The sequence below is a fragment of the uncultured Agrobacterium sp. genome (assembly GCA_913777615.1).
Taxonomy (GTDB): domain Bacteria; phylum Pseudomonadota; class Alphaproteobacteria; order Rhizobiales; family Rhizobiaceae; genus Agrobacterium.
The window spans coordinates 230,099-248,913 of sequence record CAJYTK010000017.1 but is presented as its reverse complement, the minus strand read 5'-3'; the positions used below and the strand labels follow the sequence as shown (position 1 = coordinate 248,913).

The following is an 18,815-nucleotide window of genomic DNA, read 5'->3' as shown; positions in this document are numbered from 1 at the left end:
TAATGTTCTACCAACGTCACAGAAGACCAGTTCGCTCGGCGCATGCCGTGGCAAAATGGGACAGACATACGGCATTTTACGAATTGCCTTCAGAATCCGGCAACTCGGCAGGCGTATCATTCAAGGACGAGAAGAGACAATCGGGAGGTTGTCATGACACTCAATATAGATATCAAGACAAAGGGTGCCGTTCCACAAGACGAGATGTATGAAAAATATGTGATCGACCGACCCGGTAAGATCACCTTCATCGGCCATCATCTCAGCACCAGCAACACGATGCGTTGTCTCATCCGCAAGATTTCTCTCTATGGAGCAGACATCGAAGTCAGCCCTCATCTCGACCTTCCCAGCAATTTCTATCTTGAGATTATCGGTATACGCGATGAAATCGGCTGCACGCTGATCCGGAGGGAAGAGGAAAACGCTTCTGTCGGTTTCAACATGCTGATCGATCCCGAGTTTCTGCACCATATCCGTCGCTTGAGCTTCGAGACGTCGCTCTGATAACGACGCGACCTAGAGTCGACAGCGAAAAATACGCTCAAAATAGCGGCATAGATGTCGGCCTGCCTTGCGCAGGCCGATTTTGTTTCTATTGTGAGGCCATCCGCTTCAAGAAACACGGAACCCACTGAAATGTCCGCATTTTCGCGCTTCACTCCCCTTGCCGCCTCGCTTCCATCCACAGTCCCTTTCGTTGGTCCTGAAGCGATAGAGCGCAACAGAAAACTGGCAGTCAAGGCGCGTATCGGCGCCAATGAAAGCGGCTTTGGCCCCTCACCTTCCGTGCTTGAGGCAATGCGCAATGCCGCTGGCGAAACATGGATGTATACCGATCCGGAAAATTACGAGTTGCGTGAAGCGCTCGCCATCCATCACGGCATTTCGCGAGGCAATATCGCCATTGGAAGTGGTGTGGACGGACTGCTGGGTGAAATCGTTCGGTTGGTGGTGGAACCGGGTACGCCGGTCGTCACGTCTTTCGGTGGATACCCGACGTTCAATTACCATGTGAATGGCTATGGTGGCCGGTTGGTAACGACGCCCTATCTTGATGACCACGAGAACCTCGATGGACTGCTCGATCTCGTCATAAAGGAAAATGCGCCGCTGGTTTATTTCGCAAACCCCGACAATCCTATGGGCAGTTGGTGGGACGCAAACGAGGTGCTGACCTTTGCCAAGGCGCTGCCGGAAACATGCCTGCTGATTCTCGATGAGGCCTACTGCGAAACGGCACCGGAAAGTGCGGTACCCAGCGTCCGCGCCATGATCGGTATGCCGAATGTTTTACGCATGCGGACTTTTTCCAAAGCATATGGTCTTGCCGGTGCGCGCGTCGGTTATGCGATCGGCACACTCGGCAATGCGCAAGCATTCGACAAGATTCGCAATCACTTCGGCATGTCTCGGGTTTCGATCGCAGCGGCGCTGGCAGCACTTAACGATCAAGTCTATCTGCGCGACGTTGTGAAGCGCATCGCCAATGCCCGCGAGCGTATTTCCACGGTTGCACGGCAAAACGGTCTTTCGCCCCTCCCCTCGGCGACGAACTTCGTTGCTATCGACTGTCACAAAGACGGCGTCTATGCAAAATCCATCGTGGACGGATTAATGGAGCATGGCGTCTTCATCCGCATGCCGGGCGTGGAACCGCTCAACCGCTGTATCCGAGTGAGCGCTGGCCCGGACGACAAGCTCGACCTTTTCGCCGAGGCTCTGCCGAAAGTCTTGAAAGCGATCGGCTGACAATCAAACAAGAAAAAACCGTGCCGGCCTTGTTTCTGCCGGTCACGGTTTTGATCTCTCGTTGCAAGCATGCGGCGTTGCCGTCGGCGTTTGCGGTATCATGGGTGTCTCGACCGGGACTGGAGGTTACCAGTCGAAACCACTGGCGATCTTCTGATCGCTCCGTCTTTTTGAAATCGTCTTCTTGGAATTCAGTGCGTGGTCATCCAGTCGCGGGCAGCGCGAAGGGCTGCAGCGAGGTCTGCTTTGGTCATGTTGCGGGCAAGATCGGCGCGTAGCGATGCAGCTCTTTCCGAACCCTTGATGGCTGCGATATTCAGCCACTTATGGGCGGCAATGAGATCCACCGGGCAGCCCCGGCCTGTTGCATAGATCAGGCCGAGATTGCAGAAGACATCCGCGCGGCTTTGTCCACCGGCAACTGCCAACTCGATATCGCGCATTTCAAATCTTGCCATTTTTCTAGTCCCTGTTTGCCCGTATTCTTCCTGTTTGTCCGCTTCTCTGCGAAAGCTTTTTCAGCTTTGGAGCGCTACCGTCTTCTGCGGCTTTTTCGTCTCCGGCTGTCGTCAGGTTGTTCCTGCTCTTTGTTGAGCTCACTATGCCAAACGGCCTTCAACGGGCGCTTAAAATCCATGATTAACGGGGGCCAAATAAAGTCCAAACGATTGGTAAAATTGGATTTTTGTTAAATATGGGAAGGCCTGCAAATTAAGGGTTTTCGCTGCAATTTTACGAAAAGTTTACGGATGGATTTAAACGCTCTGCTAACCACGGCAGAAGCTTGCGTTTTTGGGGTGCGACACATTTGGTCTTCGGACACACCAAAAATTCTTCATCCGCCCCGCCTTCAGGTTTCCTTTTACGTGAACGTCAACTATAAAGATGTCCATTCGCACTGGAGTTGCGAAAGCCACGGGCAGCACTGCGCTGCCGTGCCTTTATTGGATTGGGAGGTCCATATGAAGAAATTGACGATTCTCACAGGTCTGGCATTTTTGATCAGCACCAATGTCTTTGCTGCCGAAGCCATCGAAGGCAACTGGAAGACAGCGAGCGGTGAGACCGCAGCAATCGCAAAGTGCGGCTCTGCCTTCTGCGTGACGCTGAAGACGGGAAAACATGCCGGCAAGCAGATCGGCAAGATGAAGGGCAGCGGCAACAGCTACTCGGGTGAAATTACCGACCCGGCAGCCGACAAGACCTATAGCGGCTCCGGCACGGTGTCGGGCAATTCCCTCAGCATGAAGGGTTGCGTGTTGAAGGTGCTGTGTAAATCGCAGACCTGGACAAGACTATAAGGATCACAAAGGGCAGCCAAGCGCTGCCCTTATTCATCACAAGAAAATGGTCGCACGATTGAGGGCCATCAGGACACTCCTACCACCGCGTTCAAGGAGCGATGGCGCAGGGGCCGGGCGTTATTTTCCAGCCATCTCGTTTCCGAGCAGGCTGACTTTCTCCCAGCAAGCCGTGGTGCCCAATCGCGCGCTCAACAAAGGCTGCGGGTAGACCGCTCGCGACGCATCTGGGTGACATTCACAGCAATTTGTCCATTCAAGGGGTGGAATGCGACCGGCCACTACCACTCAGTCATCTTCCCCACACCAGCTTGGTCGCATGAGAGGCGCAACCTGAAGAGGTACGCCGCCTATCAACCCGTCACATCGCTGTAATAAACCCGCTTTAGTTGCTGCCTGAAATTTTCTCGGAGTAAGCAAACGGAGAGCGCCATGACCAACATCGACACAAGCAAGCTCAGCTGGGACGAGTGGGACGAGCTGCAAAATCCCCCGCCAGCCGTGACTGATTTCGACCGCGTCGTCGAATCCGCCGTCTCGCGTCGCGGTTTCCTCGGTGGTTTGCTGGCCTTCGGCTCTGCGGCCGCGGCTCTTGGCACACTTGGCAATCTTGCGACCTCGACCTCAGCTCAAGCGCAGGAGGCTGCCTCTCGCTTTCCATTTAAGCCGGTGCTCGCCGCAACCGATCACACTGTCCATGTGCCGGAAGGCTATAGCTGGAAGCCGCTTGCCAAGTGGGGTCAGCCACTGTTCCCCAACGTGGCCGATATCGACCCTACAAAAGGCGTCAGCGTTGAAAACTCAGACAAGGTTTTCGGAGAGAACACCGATGGCATGGAGCTTTTCGTCGTCGGCAGCCATCAGTTGATCGCGGTAAACCACGAATATGTAAACAACGAAACCAACCTGCCCCACCGCGAAAAAGGCATGCCAGCGAATCTGGATGAGGTGAAGATCCTGCAGCACATGCAAGGTGTCACCGTCATGGAAGTGGCGGAAGGCAAGGACGGCTGGGAGATCGTCGTCGGCAGCCCGTTCAACCGTCGTATCCACCACAACACGCCCATGAAGCTTTCCGGTCCTGCTGCCGGCTCGGAACTCGTCAAGACAGCAGCCGACCCGAAAGGTGTCGACTGTCTTGGCACCTTCAACAATTGCGGCGCAGGCCGCACGCCATGGGGCACCTATCTGACCTGCGAAGAAAACTTCAACGGCTATTTCGGCTCCACTGAGCCCAACTTCAAAATGCCGGATGACTTCAAGCGCTATGGCATCGCTGCCGAGACGCGCTATGGCTATGAGAAGTTCGACGAGCGTTTCGATGTCTCGAAGAATCCGAACGAGCCGCGCCGCGCTGGCTATGTAGTGGAAATTGATCCGTCCAATGCCTCCTCTACGCCGATCAAGCGCACCGCACTTGGGCGCATCAAGCATGAAAACGCTGCTGTTGTGGTGGCGCGTGATGGTCGCGTCGTCGTTTACATGGGCGATGATGAGCGCGGTGAATTCCTCTACAAGTTCGTTTCCAGCGGCATCTATGTTCCAGGCGGCGACACGTCCAAGCTGCTAGACGAAGGCACGCTCCATGTTGCCAAGTTCACCGATGATGGCAATGGCGAATGGCTAGCTCTGACGCCGAAATCGACGGGTATGAAGATGGACGAAATCTGCGTCTTTACCCGTCAGGCCGCATCCAAGGTTGGCGCCACGACCATGGACCGCCCGGAGTGGGTCGCCATCAACCCGGTTGCTATTGAAGCCTATTGCGCGCTGACCAACAACAGCCGCCGCGGCGAGGTGAAAGACGGAAAGATTCGCACCAATGCAGGCGGTGACGTGATGGCCGTCAACGCGGCTAATCCGCGTGAGAAGAATGAGTACGGCCAAATCGTTCGCTGGTATCCTGCCAATGACGATCATGCCGACGGCAAATTCAAGTGGGATCTCTTCTGCATGGCTGGCAATCCGGATGTGCATAAGGATTCTTACGCTGGCTCCTCCAACATCAACTCCGGCAACATGTTCAACTCGCCGGACGGAATGATGTTCGATTCGACCGGCCTGCTCTGGATCCAGACCGACGGAGAGGATAGCAACGAGGGCGATTTTGCCGGTCAAGGCAACAACCAGATGCTGGCGGGCGATCCCGTCACTGGCCGGATCGAGCGCTTCTTGACGGCGCCAAAAGGTGCGGAAGTGACCGGTCAGACTTGGTCTGCCGACAAGCGCACCCACTTCGTCGGCATCCAGCATCCCGACGCTCCTTTCCCCGATGGTGAGGGTAAATTGCCACGCTCCACAATCATCGCCATCAAGCGCGACGACAACGCGATGATCGGCTAAGGCTCACGCTAACGCCATGAAACGAAGGCGCCCTTCCTGCGGCGCCTTTTTTCTTACCGACATGCCGGCACTGAGTGCTTCGTGTCGCGGCGGCCTGCCGAAATTTGAGGGCTTTCTAATTCATTGAAATGCCATTCTTGATCTGACAGTTTACCCGCGGGGGTATTTGATCTGGAGGAGAAGGAATTTGCGTTTAATTCTGCCCTATGTACTCGCTGCCACCTGTATTGTGAGCGGACCTGCCATGGCAATCGATCCACCTGCGGCACCACCCGCCGACCGTCCCTTGAGCGAATTCGTTACCTCAGTCGGCAAGGACGGCTCCATCACGTTCCGTCTCTTCGCTCCCTCTGCAAAGGCGGTTTCGGTCGTGCTCGGCTCACGCGCGCCGCTTGAGATGACGAAGGCAGAGAATGGTCTGTGGAGCGTAAAGACCGAAGCGCTGAAGCCCAATCTCTACGAGTACTACTTCAACATCGATGGCTTTCGCAGCATCGACACCGGCACGAACATGCCCAAGCCCCAACGACAGGTAAACACCAGTCTTGTGCTCGTACCTGGCAGCATTCTCGATATTCGCGATGTGCCGCATGGCGAATTGCGCCTAGTGACGATCCCGTCGAAGGCGCTCAAATCGCAACGTCAGACCTATGTCTATACTCCGCCCGGCTACAGCGATACATCGAAGCCGCTTCCCGTACTCTATCTCTATCACGGCTTTGGAGACACGGTGGATTCCTGGGTGACGCAGGGCCGCGCGCCGCAAATGCTCGACAATCTCTTGGCGGAAAAGAAGATGGAGCCGATGATTGTCGTCATTCCTGACACAGAGGCTGACACACCGGAGGCGACCCCGGAAAACTTCCCCGCGGCAGACCGTCGCAAGACGTTCTATCCCGCAAATGCAGATGCGATCGACCGGGAGTTGGTGGAGGACCTCATCCCCTACATGAAGACGCATTACCGCGTGCGCGACGACGCCGATGGCCGTGCGCTGGTCGGACTTTCTCAGGGCGGTTATCAGGCACTCGTCTCGGGCCTCACTCATCTCGGTACATTTGGCTGGATCGCGAACTTTAGTGGCGTCTCCACCACCACCGTTCCGAACAAGGGTGTAGAGGCCGCGCTCAACACGCCGGAAAAAATCAACGAGAGCCTTCGCAATTTCACCGTCACCGTCGGCACACAGGATCAGGTGACTGGCAAGGACATCGCCGGGTTGAAGTCGACCCTGGACGAGAAGAAGATCAAATATGATTATGTAGAATATAAGGGTCTCGGTCACGAGATGGATGTCTGGCGTCCATCGCTCGAAGCGTTCTTGCAGAAGGTCTTCAAAAAGTAGAGTGCGTTTGCGCCCTGCTTTCACTTAGAGGGGAACTCCGCCGCTCGGCCCGCAATCGAAAAGCGGCGGAGGACCAAGTGAGACGGCTTTGGTCGCAGTGCCGCGTGGCGTACTTGCCTTTCTTGGGCTATTTTGTAATTGGGCCTTGCAAAACCGAAAATTGAGCCTATATTGCTGGCATCGACCATTGCTTGTGACGTCGGTCCAGAGCCTAGCTCCCGTCGGATTTCCTCTCAAAACATCGATCTAATCCCGCAAGGTATTTCGGGACCAACAACGATTGCTACGAAAGGAAATCGTTATGAACACTGGTACTGTAAAGTGGTTTAACGCCACCAAGGGCTTCGGCTTCATTCAGCCTGACAATGGCGGCACTGACGTTTTCGTCCACATCTCTGCTGTAGAGCGCGCTGGCATGCGTTCGCTCACGGACGGTCAGAAGATCAGCTTCGAAATCGTTCAGGACCGCCGGTCCGGCAAGAACTCTGCCGACAACCTTCAGGCGGCATAAATTGTCTCTCGCGGACGCTGACCACGGATGTACTGGCAGCAGACGCTGAGTGACTGAAGAAAGGTCGGGCATCGCTCGGCCTTTTGTTCTTTATGGCATAGGAGATCCTGATGCCAAGAATGTCTTACAAGATCGGCAATGTCATCGTCCTGAAATCCAGACATCACGGTGATCTCACATCGCAGCAGAGCGCCAAGATTGTTGCGGTCATGCCGGAAACACAGGGCGGCAGACGATACCGTATCAGGCTGGCCAACGAAAACTTCGATCGCACCGTCGCTCACGACGACATCGATGTTGAGGCATCGGTCAGACAGACGCCGGATGCCATCGCTCCTAAAGTCTCTAAACCGGGCGGCTGGATCAACCACGATCTGGTACGCACAAGAAAATAGCGGCGTAAAGCCGAGTAAGGAAAAGCCTTTGCAAGTCCTCGTCAGAGATAACAACGTCGATCAAGCGCTTCGCGTACTGAAAAAGAAGATGCAGCGCGAAGGTCTGTTGCGCGAAATGCGCGCGCGCCAGTCCTACGAGAAGCCCTCGGAAAAGCGCGTTCGTGAAGAAGCGGAAGCCGTGCGTCGTCATCGCAAGCTTGCGAAGAAGAAGATGCAGCGTGAAGGCCTTCTGCCTATGCCGAAGAAAGCAGTACGCACACGCTGATAGCGACAGTATCGACCTGAAAGTTGAGCAAGATTTTCAGCAGACTGCGATGCTTGTATTGAACAGTGAAAGCGTCTTCATGCGCCTACAGAGACGCACGGCGCTTTCTCGCAATGAAAGGGTTTCGAAATGACCGCTACGAAAGATGAATTCTTCAAGCCCGGCAAACTAACCCCTCAGCAAAAAGCCACAGCAACCAACGATGCCGTTTCTCAGATCCTGGCTGCGGAAACCGCACAGCGCCTGAAGAAGACAGAACGCCTGCGTGAAGCGCGCCTGGCACGCGAAGCAGAGACCGTGATGGTCACGCCACCCGCGCCGGCCAAGAAAAAAGTCAAAGCACGCGCCTGACCGTGCAGAATCCACAATCGAGAGATGGCTGACGCCGACACTCGCTGGTTCAGTAGGCGCCATGTTCTGGCGCCTTTTTCGTTGTAAGAATAGATACGCTGCGAGCCTCATGTCATAACCATCAAGCCCCCTGCCGAAAGCCATCCGGCCTGATTTTTGTGACGACGAAGCCTTGGCGGGATCCAATGTGTATCTGTGCTGACTGCCATAGAGCACCGCTTTGTTAAGGTGGGCCATCTCCTTCGCAAGCCTCACTCCCCGAGGGCGAGTAGAGTCCCGATGCCTGTTCCATGGCGCTCCTGGTTGCACCCTTCAACACACGAACGACGTTTTCGATTTCGGGCATTCGGTCCAACGCCGTAACACCGACTGAAAGCCGCCATAGGTACGTCTGTCCGAAGTAGAAATAACGAAGTGTATCCCTCGCCTGGCAAACCGCGCGCGATCGGAAAGCGCACTTCGGAACGTTGCCATCTCTCAAGAGGCAAGATGCCCGCCCCCAGCGGCACAGGGACGGTATTCTATCGAGGTGACGGCAGGGATAGGCGCACCTATTACGCCTCACGATGCTCAGAGCTGCCTCCATGAGTACGGCAAGCAAAGCTGTTAATCTCCCTGAACCCCACATGAACCTGCCTCTCAGGGTTGGTTCAGTCCAACTGTGGCAATGTCATGTCCAGATTACGGGACAGGACAACAGTAAGGGGAAATGGGCATGGCAATCTTGATACGTCGCTTCAGCATCATTGTTCTTCTGATGGCTATCTTCGCCATGTCGTTCGCTGCTCTTGTTGTCAATCCTAACCGCAGCTTCCAGCGCATCAGCGTCGGCACCGCCTACACCTGCCAGCATGGGTATTCACCCAGCTGCCACGTCACCTTGTGAGGCGCGAGATGAACAAGAATATCGCTAACGCGCTACTCTCCGGACTTCGGATGTTCATCATGGCATCGGTGTTTCTGGGTCCATTCGCCGGCCTTGCCGTCTATAAAACGGACCAACGGCCCGCCTCCAACGGCGCGGGCTTCGTGTTGTTGATGAGCTTGCAGCGCGGCTCTGTCAGCTGAGTCGAATTTTCTGACGGATTTTTCAAAACGCACATATCTCTGTCGCTTGCCTGTCGAACTAGGCTCCCTATAATGAGCCATGACAATAGCAAAGCACACGATTCCGCCCCTCGCCTTCATAACGCCCGAGCCTTTCGCACCGCGGACTTTTGATGATCCGAAAGAAGCCGTGGAGGCGCTGACGGCGCTCTATGATCGCAACACCGATTTCCTCATCAAATCCTTTACCGATCTTGCCAAGGGCGCGCCCATCGAGGGTCGCTACCGCGCCTGCTATCCGCAGGTCAGCATGGAGACGTCGACATTCGGACATGTCGACTCGCGCCTCTCCTATGGCCATGTCACCTCGCCTGGTGTCTATACTACCACGATTACCCGACCGCAGCTTTTTCGCCATTATCTCAAGGAACAGCTCGGCCTCCTGATCAAGAACCACGGCGTTCACGTGACCGTTTCGGAATCGGCGACGCCTATTCCGCTCCACTTCGCCTTTGGCGAAGGAGCATATGTGGAAGCCTCTGCGGCCTCTTCACTGTCTGACGTCCCGCTTCGCGATCTATTCGATACGCCGGATTTGAACAACACCGACGATCTGATAGCCAATGGTGAGTACGATCAGGTTCCGGGCGAGCCGGCGCCGCTTGCTCCTTTCACGGCGCAGCGCATCGACTACTCGCTGGCACGGCTAAGCCACTACACGGCAACGAGCCCAAACCACTTCCAGAACTTCGTTCTGTTCACCAACTACCAGTTCTACATTGACGAGTTCGCCGCATGGGCGCGCAAGCTGATGGCAGACGGTGGTGACGGCTATACCGCCTTCGTCGAGCCCGGCAACATCATCACTCATGCCGGATCGGACCGGCCCGAGAGCGATACGACGCTTGGGCGTCTGCCACAAATGCCGGCCTACCATCTGAAGAAGAAAGGGCATGCAGGCATAACGCTGGTCAACATCGGCGTCGGGCCCTCCAATGCCAAGACGATCACCGACCATATCGCCGTGCTGCGTCCACACGCCTGGCTGATGGTCGGCCATTGCGCGGGCTTGCGCAACAGTCAGCGTCTGGGCGATTACGTGCTGGCCCATGCCTATGTGCGCGAAGACCACGTGCTAGACGACGACCTGCCCGTATGGGTACCGATCCCGGCTCTTGCCGAAGTGCAGCTTGCGCTGGAAGGCGCGGTGGAGGAAGTCACGGGTTATGAAGGCTTCGAGCTGAAGAGGATCATGCGGACCGGGACGGTTGCGACGATCGACAACCGAAACTGGGAACTGCGTGATCAGGCCGGACCGGTAAAGCGTCTGTCCCAATCGCGCGCGATTGCGCTCGATATGGAATCGGCAACCATTGCGGCCAACGGCTTCCGCTTCCGCGTGCCCTACGGCACCCTTCTGTGTGTTTCCGACAAGCCATTGCATGGCGAGTTGAAGCTTCCCGGCATGGCGACGGAATTCTATCGCACACAGGTGGCGCAGCATCTGCAGATTGGCATTCGTGCCGTCCAGAAACTTGCGGCCATGCCAACGGAAACGCTTCATTCACGCAAGCTCAGAAGCTTTTACGAAACGGCGTTTCAGTAGGTCTTCTGGCGCTACTTTCGTGTCGGTACAAAGAGCGCGAGAGCCGTTCCAATCAGAGAAGACAAGATAACGAGCAGGTGCACGTTCACGGCAGCTTGGCCTAGAGCGGACAGTGCCTGGGCATCGGCGGCGGCTCCAAGGCCAACCGCGCCTGCGGTGATTCCCGCCGGATAGGTGCCGACACCGCCCGGCGCGTGTACGGGCAGTACGGAAGACAGTTCACCGCCAAGCGCTCCGCCAAAACTTGCAGGAAGGCTGATCTCGCCCATCAGCATCAATACCCAGGCTAACACGGCGATCTTGACGAACCAGTTGATGAGCGTTGCAGCCCATGCCCTGAGAAAGGCTTGCGCGTCTATCGGCAGCCCCGCCTGCAACTCATCGATGACCCTGACGAGTTTTGAAGGCGCGGCTCGATGGATCAATCCGATGACGATGTGGCGCCCGGCAAATCCAAAGACTGGCAGAAGCAGAAAGACCATCCAGCCCACCCAAATCCAGATGCTTGCCTCCTCCAAGGCCCATCCCAGCGCGGCCGCCGCCAGAAGCGCATGCAGATCGAAGAGCCGCATAACGAACAGTGCGGAGGTTCCGCGAACAAGGTTGACACCGAACTCTCGCCGCATCAGCAACGGAAAACTGGTTTCGCCACTTCGAAACGGCAACATGATGTTGAGTATGTTGTGAAGCTGAACCACGCGAAACAGCGTCGCGAAGCGGCCTCGCGTTTCTTGGGAAAAGTAATCGTAAATGCGCCAGGTGCGCAGAACATAGGTTGCGACGAGAAGCGACAGAGCAAGGGCAATCGTGCCTAGGCCGGCGTGGGACCACAGACCGAAGATGGTAGCCCAACCCCACGCCCATTGAATGAAAGCAGCATAGGCGATGACGACAACCACCATGCCGAGCGTCATTGCGTTGCCTGCAAGCAACGCAAACGGTTTCATCCTGTGAGAACTGTCTTTCAAACGGAGACCTAACTGGACAACTTGCGCTCTGGCGCATATCCCGCAAGAGAACATGTTAACAAAATCTTACCCGGGAAACCTGCGTGCCGACTATGACAGCCCTTCGAAGCGAGAGTCCGATGGATACAGCCCCGGAATTATCGCTTGTCGTGCCGATTTTCAATGAGCAAGAGAGCGTCGGCCCTCTGATAGAGCGCGTTGTCGACGCAATGGCAAGCTTCAGTGCCAGTTGGGAACTCATCCTGGTGGATGATGGCAGCACAGATGCAACGATCGTTAACGCCAAGTCCTATCTCGGCCGCGATGGGCTTGATCTCAAGATCGTTGCGCTTCAGCGCAATTTCGGTCAGACCGCAGCGATGCAGGCTGGCATAGACACGGCAAGGGGCCGGCTGATCGCCACACTCGATGGTGATCTGCAAAACGATCCCAAGGATATTCCCATGCTGGTATCCGAACTCGAGCGCCGTGAACTCGATCTTCTTGTCGGCTGGCGCAAGAACAGGCAGGACGGTCTGATGCTGCGCAAGATCCCGTCGTGGATTGCAAACCGGCTGATCGGTCGCATCACCGGTGTGCGCCTGCACGATTATGGCTGCAGCCTGAAGATTTACCGCACGTCCGTCATCAAGCAGGTGAAGCTGATGGGGGAGATGCATCGATTCATTCCCGCCTGGGTGGCTGGCGTGGTGCCGAGCAGCCGGATCGGCGAAATGGCCGTGACGCATCATGCGCGTCAGTTCGGGACATCGAAATATGGCATTTCGCGCACTTTCCGCGTCATTCTCGATCTTCTATCGGTCATGTTCTTCATGCGCTACAAGGCGCGGCCCGGACATTTCTTTGGCTCTCTCGGGCTCGGGCTCGGCGCTCTTGCCGGCGTCATCATGACCTACCTTTTCATCGACAAATTCATCCTCGGCAACGACATCGGAACACGCCCGCTGCTTATGGTCGGTGTGGTTCTATCGCTCTCCTCCATGCAGTTCATCACCACAGGCATTCTGGCCGAAATGATTGCCCGCCTCTACTACCGCGACGATCGGACGCCGAATTACATCGTCAGCAAAACCTTTACCTCAGACGAGACGTGACCTGATGCGCAAGGTTTTATCCCGCAATCTCGATTCAACACTGATCCTGATTGCAGGATATTTCCTGCTTGCATTCGTCGTCCGTATTCTCCGCTCGTCGGCTTTGGAGATCGATGAAACCCAGCAGGCTCTTCTGTCTCAGCATCTGCTGCTCGGATACGGATCTCAACCCTTCCTCTACACCTGGCTGCAACATGGCGTAAACGGGCTCGTCGGCCCGTCGATCGCCTCGCTCAGCCTGCTGAAGAATGGATTGCTTTTCCTCTGTTGCCTGTTCTTTTGGCTAACGGCCAGGCTGTTGCTGCGCGACAGGACTCTGGCCAACATTGCGACGCTTGGCGTACTGACAATGCCGACAATCTTTGTCATGGCGCAGAGGGATTTGACCCATACGGTTCTGGCGCTGGCGTCCGTCGCCTTGTTTGCCTACGCGCTTTTCGCAACGCTCAAGACACCCAGCACAGGTGGGTACCTTCTGACGGGACTTGCCATTGGCATCGGCGCGATTGCCAAATACAATTTCGTCCTCGTTCCTATTGCGGCCGTCATTGCTATCGCCATGGATAAGGATCTGCGTCAGCGGCTTTTCGATTGGCGCATGCTCTTGACGATCGGAGCAGCTGTTACGCTTGTCCTTCCGCACTGTCTCTGGGTCATGAATCATTTCGATATCGCCACGACGCAGACCGCGAAGGAAATGCGCGACGTCAGCGATAGCGCCACGCTCTATGCCATCGATGGGGCTCTCGATCTGCTGCTTGCCTTCCTGAAAGGCGTGGCGCTGCCGACGACAATTGGTGCTGTACTTTATTTCCGCGATCTCAAAGCGATTATCCGGGCAAGCGATCAGTCTACCCGCCTCGTCGGGCGCATCATTCTCTTTTCAATGATTTTCGTGCTGATGCTTGTCTTTGCAATGGGCGTCACGCATATGCGGCAAAAATGGCTCGCCGTTTATGTGTTGCTTTGGCCGCTCTATCTCTGTCTGAAAGTGCAGGCTGCAGATTTGTCGGGCGAGCGTAAGCTCAAGCCGATGCTAGCCTCCACCTTTACGCTCGCCATAGGTTTCCTCGCCGTTCTCCTGACGCGGGGTCTGATCTCTCCTCATTTCGAGCGATACTCGCTCATTCATATCCCCTACAAAGGATTTGCCGAAACTCTGCGCCATGACGGGCCGCTCAAACCCGACTATGTCATCGCGTTCGGCGGGCTTGCGGGTGGAAACCTGAAAATCCAGTTTCCCGATTCCATGGTGCTGACGACAGACACGGATATCGAGACGGTCCCTGCCATCTGGCCGGCTGGTGCAGTCATCCTGTTGGTGGATACCACTGACGACGGAGAAAGTCCCGAGGATTTCAAGGACGCACTCGCTTCACTTGCTGAGCGCGTCTCACTTCCTGCACCCACCGATGTCCACTACGTGAATGTACCCTACGGTGCCACGGGTCGTAGCCACAGGTTTTATTATTCTCTCGAGACGGCCCAAGCCAATTAGAGCGTTTTGATAGTCGGCTCTACCCGGATCGGGAAATTGACGGAGGCGGCGATGAAGCATTTGTCGTGCGCTTCTGCATGAAGCTCTTGCGCAGTTTGCGGATCGCCTTTTGCGAGCGTGACTACGGGTTTTAGAACTGCCTCAGTGAAGTTCCCCGCCCCATCCTTTTTCAAAACCATGGTGGCCTCCGGCTCGTCGACATAGTCACTCACCACAACGCCTGATACGGCACAGAAATGCAGATACCAGAGCTTATGGCAGGCGGAGATGGAGGCGAGAAGCAATTCTTCCGGGTTCCATCGCTTCGGATCGCCGCGGAAAGCAGGATCGGACGAGCCGACGATATCCGGTTTTCCCTCCGCCGAAATCACGTGATCGCGGTCATACTCCCTGTAGCCGGACGTGCCGGCGCCCCGGTTACCGGTCCACGTCACTTTGACAGTGTAGTGATGGTTATGCTCTACCATGCTTATGCCTTCACTGTATCGCGCAGATGGTTCAAGCCGTTGCGCAGGGTTTCGACTATCTGGTCGACCTCCGCACGGCTGATGACGAGGGCTGGAGACGCCAGCATGCGATCCGCCGTTGCGCGCATGACCAGACCGTTTTCCAGGCAATGGTTGCGAACGATGACGCCGATGTCATCCGGCTTTTCGAAGCGCCTGCGCGTTGCCTTGTCAGCCGTCAGCTGCAAGCCGCCCATAAGGCCGACATTGGCAGCCTCCCCGACCATGTCATGGTCCAGCAGGCTCTGCCAGGCTTGCGTGAAATAAGGACCGATATCGTCGCGTACCCGCTCGACCAGCCCTTCGTCTTCGATGATGCGGAGATTTTCGAGTGCAGCGGCGGCACAGACAGGATGGCCGGAATAGGTGAAACCATGGTTGAAATCACCGACCTCGTTCAGCATCACATCCGCAACACGGTCCGACACCAGCACACCCCCTATCGGCAGATAACCGGATGACAGGCCCTTGGCGATAGGCGCCAGATCCGGCGCATGACCAAAATGCTGGTACCCGAACCAGGACCCTAGCCGCCCAAAGCCGCAGATGACTTCATCGGACACCAAAAGGATATTGCGCGCCTTGCAGATACGCACGATCTCCGGCCAGTAGGTTTCCGGCGGCACGATGACACCGCCTGCCCCCTGAATGGGTTCGGCGACGAAGGCGGCCACGTTTTCTTCTCCAAGTTCGTCGATTTTGGCGTCCAGTTCGCGGGCGATTTTTACGCCGAACTCTGCCGGGGTGAGATCGCCGCCTTCGGCATACCAGTAGGGCTGGCCGATATGGCTTACCCCTTCGATCGGAAGGTTGCCCTGCTCATGCATCCATGTCATGCCGCCAAGCGATGCGCCGGCAACTGTCGAGCCATGATAGCCATTGCGCCGCGAGATGACCTTCGTCTTGGTGGGATAACCAAGCGCCTTCCAATAGACACGCGCCATGCGAAACCAGGTATCGGTGGCTTCGGAGCCCGAATTGGTGAAGAACACGTGGTTCATCGTCGGCCCGGCATGGGAAGCTATCTTCTGGGCAAGCAATGCGGCTGGCGGCGTGGTCGTGCCGAAAAATGCATTGTAATAAGGCAACTCGTTCATCTGCCGCGCTACGGCATCGACAATTTCGCGGCGTCCGTAACCGATATTGACACACCAGAGGCCGGCGAATGCGTCCAGATATTTCTTGCCCGTGCTGTCATAGATGAAGACGCCTTCCCCACGCTCTATGATGCGCGTGCCTGAGGCATTCAGCTTTCCCATGTCCGAGAAGGGATGAAGATGATGCGCGGCATCGATTGCGGCAAGGTTCGAAATCGACCTGGAAATATCGTTCATGCCTACATGCTCCATGGACTGCTGCAAGCAAGCATGGCGGCTGGCTTTCTATTTTGCAAGCCACTGCCGGGCGACGATATCAAACGTTGGATGAATCCTTTGCGACGATCACCTTCAACTCGCCAGCGTGAATCTTAAGCATCACGTCGCGCTTCATAGGACGCAGTTCGCCGTCGATGACGCAGCGCACATCATGCCGTCGCTTGGGAAAATGGAGCTCGACACTTTCGACCGCCATGGCCGTCACTGCCGCGTTTTCCTTCAGCTTACCACGCAGGATATCGATTGCCAGGCGCGCCACGCCTGAGGGCGTCAGCGCCTCGGCCAGATAGAAGCCGAGGCGGCCTTGGGTAATGTCGTCGGCAACCAGTAGCGGGTTCGGACCGAACTCATTGTTGGACGCGGAGATCGCGCAGACGTGCCGGCGTTGCGTCTCTCCGGCAACCGTGAATTCCACGTCGAAAACAGGCGGATTGAGAACGACACCGAGGGCGGCACGGATGTTGGCGCGGATTTTGCCAAGGCGTGAGGCGTATTCCATCCGATCGCGATAGCGCACCATGCGCGCATGCAGACCGGCTGAGAACTGATGGACGAACGGGTGGCCATTGGCGCTGGCGATGTCCACGTTCTGAACGTGGCCGGTCGCCAGGGTATCGACCGCTTGCCAGATATCGAGCGGCAGCTTCAGCGATCTCGCAAAAAGGTTCATGGTACCAGCCGGCACCACGCCGAGCGCAATGCCATGTTTCCAGGCAATCCCTGCAGCAGCGGAGATGGTGCCGTCCCCACCGCCAGCAATGAGGCCGTCCAAACCCGACTCATCGGCGGCACGCTCCATCTCTTGAACGATGTCCTTGCCGGATACGAGACGGCACTCAATCTCATGGCCCGCCTGGGAGAATACGTCTCGCGTATGATCGCAATAGGCATCCAGATCGGTGGTCCTGAACGTTCCGCCATCGCGGTTGAAGATCGCAACCAGCCTCATCTATCCATCCAGCTATTGAGCACGAAGCGCCATCTAAATCGCGCTGCATCAAAAGGGTTCCAACGGCTGGATGTTCAATCCAGATTTTATCGAATCAAACACTACCGCGACGCACAAAAACATGATAGAAGCAACATAAGGTCAATTTGGTGACCAACACCTCCAGTTAGGGCAGATCGGCCACGTCGATCTTGCCCTTTTTTCTTGGGCGAGCCTTTCCTTACAATGGATGCGTTCTGCCGCAGCCGGAAATCCGATGAGCCATAGCTTTTCACACGACACCCACCCAGCGGCGCAAGAAGATGTTACCGCGCCTTCTACTCCGGGTGGCCTGACGCCTCTTTCCGTAGCACTGATCGAGATTGCTCTTGCGGCTGGCGGGTTCGGTATCGGCACCGGAGAGTTTGCGATCATGGGTCTTTTGCCAGATGTCGCAACGACTTATGGCGTCTCGGTACCCGTTGCTGGCCACGTGATTACTGCCTATGCGCTCGGCGTCGTCATCGGCGCGCCCATCATCGCGGTGCTCGCCGCGCGCATGACACGCCGCTTGCTTCTACTTTCCCTGATGGGCCTGTTTGCCGCCAGCAACATTCTCAGCGCCCTTGCGCCGGACTTCTGGACCTTCACCGCTCTGCGTTTCATATCCGGTCTGCCGCATGGCGCCTATTTCGGCGTTTCAGCACTGGTAGCAGCCTCCATGGCGCCTATTCACAAACGCACCCGCGCGGTCGGTCGCGTCATGCTCGGGCTCACCATCGCCACGCTTCTCGGCACACCGCTTGCCACTTTCTTCGGACAAGTCTTTTCCTGGCGGGCAGCTTTCATGATGGTTGGCGGCATCGCGCTCGTCACCGTTGCGCTTCTGTGGATGTTTCAACCGCGTGACAAGGTGCAGGAAGGCGCAAGCGTGTGGCGTGAGCTTGGTGCGTTTCGCCGCGTCCAGGTCTGGCTATCGCTCGCCATCGCAGCAGTCGGCTTCGGCGGCATGTTTGCTGTTTTCAGTTATATTGCCAAAACCACCACGGATGTCGCCATGATGCCCGTGTCCGCCGTGCCCATCGTTCTGGCGCTGTTCGGCATTGGCATGAATGTCGGCAATATCGTCGGCTCGCGACTTGCCGACCTATCCTTGAACGGCACGATTGGCGGCATGCTGGCCTTCAATGTCATCCTCATGACGATCTTCAGCCTCACGGCCCACACACCCTTCATGTTGTGTCTTTGCGTCTTTCTCATCGGCTGCGGCTTTGCCGCGTGCCCCGCAGTGCAGACGCGTCTGATGGACGTTGCTGCCGATGCCCAGACCCTGGCCGCGGCGTCCAATCATTCGGCCTTCAATATTGCCAATGCGCTCGGCGCGTGGCTTGGCGGCGTGGTGATCGCACTTGGCTACGGTTATGCATCCACGGGTTATATCGGGGCAGCCCTGTCCTTTGGCGGCCTGCTGGTCTTCCTCGTTGCAGTCATGCTGGAGCGGCAGGAGAAGGCTCCCAGGATTTAAGCCG

At 56.5% G+C, this 18,815-nt stretch carries 20 protein-coding genes; 15 read left to right on the top strand and 5 right to left on the bottom strand.

The features are described from left to right. Positions 1 to 153 precede the first annotated feature (153 nt). Complete coding sequence (locus QZ862_RS15780) at positions 154 to 507, top strand: hypothetical protein (RefSeq protein WP_296039365.1); 354 nt, start codon at positions 154 to 156, stop codon at positions 505 to 507. 132 nt (positions 508 to 639) lie between these two features. Beyond that, complete coding sequence (locus QZ862_RS15775) at positions 640 to 1,752, top strand: pyridoxal phosphate-dependent aminotransferase (protein WP_296100876.1); 1,113 nt, start codon at positions 640 to 642, stop codon at positions 1,750 to 1,752. 191 nt (positions 1,753 to 1,943) lie between these two features. Here the strand turns inward: QZ862_RS15775 and QZ862_RS15770 are convergent, their stop codons facing one another. After that, complete coding sequence (locus QZ862_RS15770) at positions 1,944 to 2,210, bottom strand: sel1 repeat family protein (protein ID WP_296017900.1); 267 nt, start codon at positions 2,208 to 2,210, stop codon at positions 1,944 to 1,946. Positions 2,211 to 2,714: 504 nt separating this feature from the next. Between QZ862_RS15770 and QZ862_RS15765 the strand changes: the two genes are divergently transcribed. The 10 genes from QZ862_RS15765 (at position 2,715) to amn (ending at position 10,916) form a co-directional block, all read left to right on the top strand. After that, positions 2,715 to 3,053, top strand: a complete 339-nt coding sequence (locus tag QZ862_RS15765) for a DUF2147 domain-containing protein (RefSeq protein WP_296100875.1) — start codon at positions 2,715 to 2,717, stop codon at positions 3,051 to 3,053. Between the two features lie 432 nt (positions 3,054 to 3,485). Further along, positions 3,486 to 5,396: a PhoX family phosphatase gene (locus QZ862_RS15760; RefSeq protein ID WP_296100874.1), complete on the top strand. Its 1,911-nt coding sequence runs from the start codon at positions 3,486 to 3,488 to the stop codon at positions 5,394 to 5,396. 187 nt (positions 5,397 to 5,583) lie between these two features. Continuing rightward, complete coding sequence (locus tag QZ862_RS15755) at positions 5,584 to 6,741, top strand: alpha/beta hydrolase-fold protein (RefSeq protein ID WP_296017905.1); 1,158 nt, start codon at positions 5,584 to 5,586, stop codon at positions 6,739 to 6,741. 301 nt (positions 6,742 to 7,042) lie between these two features. Further along, positions 7,043 to 7,252 carry a cold-shock protein gene (locus QZ862_RS15750; protein WP_296017907.1) on the top strand — a complete coding sequence of 70 codons (210 nt, stop codon included), beginning with the start codon at positions 7,043 to 7,045 and terminating at the stop codon, positions 7,250 to 7,252. A 110-nt stretch (positions 7,253 to 7,362) separates the two neighbouring features. Continuing rightward, the gene (locus tag QZ862_RS15745) at positions 7,363 to 7,647 is read left to right on the top strand and encodes a cold-shock protein (RefSeq protein WP_296082630.1); all 285 of its coding nucleotides are present in this window, start codon (positions 7,363 to 7,365) and stop codon (positions 7,645 to 7,647) included. A 28-nt stretch (positions 7,648 to 7,675) separates the two neighbouring features. Then, positions 7,676 to 7,912: a 30S ribosomal protein S21 gene (rpsU, locus tag QZ862_RS15740; RefSeq protein WP_296017911.1), complete on the top strand. Its 237-nt coding sequence runs from the start codon at positions 7,676 to 7,678 to the stop codon at positions 7,910 to 7,912. 129 nt (positions 7,913 to 8,041) lie between these two features. Beyond that, positions 8,042 to 8,263 (top strand): hypothetical protein, encoded by a 222-nt coding sequence (locus QZ862_RS15735; protein ID WP_296100873.1) that lies wholly within the window; start codon positions 8,042 to 8,044, stop codon positions 8,261 to 8,263. A gap of 715 nt (positions 8,264 to 8,978) precedes the next feature. Next, entirely contained in the window at positions 8,979 to 9,149 is a 171-nt protein-coding gene (locus QZ862_RS15730) for a hypothetical protein (protein WP_296039377.1), read from the top strand. An 8-nt stretch (positions 9,150 to 9,157) separates the two neighbouring features. Next, a complete protein-coding gene (locus QZ862_RS15725) occupies positions 9,158 to 9,331 on the top strand; it encodes a hypothetical protein (protein ID WP_296017916.1) in 174 nt (57 codons plus the stop codon). A 79-nt stretch (positions 9,332 to 9,410) separates the two neighbouring features. Beyond that, positions 9,411 to 10,916, top strand: a complete 1,506-nt coding sequence (gene amn / locus QZ862_RS15720; RefSeq protein ID WP_296100871.1) for an AMP nucleosidase — start codon at positions 9,411 to 9,413, stop codon at positions 10,914 to 10,916. A gap of 11 nt (positions 10,917 to 10,927) precedes the next feature. Here the strand turns inward: amn and QZ862_RS15715 are convergent, their stop codons facing one another. Beyond that, positions 10,928 to 11,863 carry a lysylphosphatidylglycerol synthase domain-containing protein gene (locus tag QZ862_RS15715; RefSeq protein WP_296100869.1) on the bottom strand — a complete coding sequence of 312 codons (936 nt, stop codon included), beginning with the start codon at positions 11,861 to 11,863 and terminating at the stop codon, positions 10,928 to 10,930. A gap of 140 nt (positions 11,864 to 12,003) precedes the next feature. On the opposite strand from QZ862_RS15715, the gene QZ862_RS15710 reads away from it, so the two are divergent. Both QZ862_RS15710 and QZ862_RS15705 read left to right on the top strand, forming a co-directional pair. Next, the gene (locus QZ862_RS15710; protein WP_296077587.1) at positions 12,004 to 12,978 is read left to right on the top strand and encodes a glycosyltransferase family 2 protein; all 975 of its coding nucleotides are present in this window, start codon (positions 12,004 to 12,006) and stop codon (positions 12,976 to 12,978) included. 4 nt (positions 12,979 to 12,982) lie between these two features. Beyond that, positions 12,983 to 14,476 (top strand): glycosyltransferase family 39 protein, encoded by a 1,494-nt coding sequence (locus tag QZ862_RS15705; RefSeq protein ID WP_296100868.1) that lies wholly within the window; start codon positions 12,983 to 12,985, stop codon positions 14,474 to 14,476. On the opposite strand, the gene QZ862_RS15700 is transcribed toward QZ862_RS15705, so the two are convergent. The 3 genes from QZ862_RS15700 to QZ862_RS15690 form a co-directional block, all read right to left on the bottom strand. After that, entirely contained in the window at positions 14,473 to 14,943 is a 471-nt protein-coding gene (locus QZ862_RS15700) for an OsmC family protein (RefSeq protein ID WP_296017926.1), read from the bottom strand. The genes QZ862_RS15705 and QZ862_RS15700 overlap by 4 nt on opposite strands. 2 nt (positions 14,944 to 14,945) lie before the next feature. Next, positions 14,946 to 16,316, bottom strand: a complete 1,371-nt coding sequence (locus tag QZ862_RS15695) for an aspartate aminotransferase family protein (RefSeq protein ID WP_296082621.1) — start codon at positions 16,314 to 16,316, stop codon at positions 14,946 to 14,948. Positions 16,317 to 16,395: 79 nt separating this feature from the next. Next, a complete protein-coding gene (locus QZ862_RS15690) occupies positions 16,396 to 17,307 on the bottom strand; it encodes a diacylglycerol kinase family protein (RefSeq protein WP_296039390.1) in 912 nt (303 codons plus the stop codon). A gap of 256 nt (positions 17,308 to 17,563) precedes the next feature. Between QZ862_RS15690 and QZ862_RS15685 the strand changes: the two genes are divergently transcribed. Beyond that, the gene (locus QZ862_RS15685; protein WP_296039392.1) at positions 17,564 to 18,811 is read left to right on the top strand and encodes an MFS transporter; all 1,248 of its coding nucleotides are present in this window, start codon (positions 17,564 to 17,566) and stop codon (positions 18,809 to 18,811) included. Positions 18,812 to 18,815 lie beyond the last annotated feature (4 nt).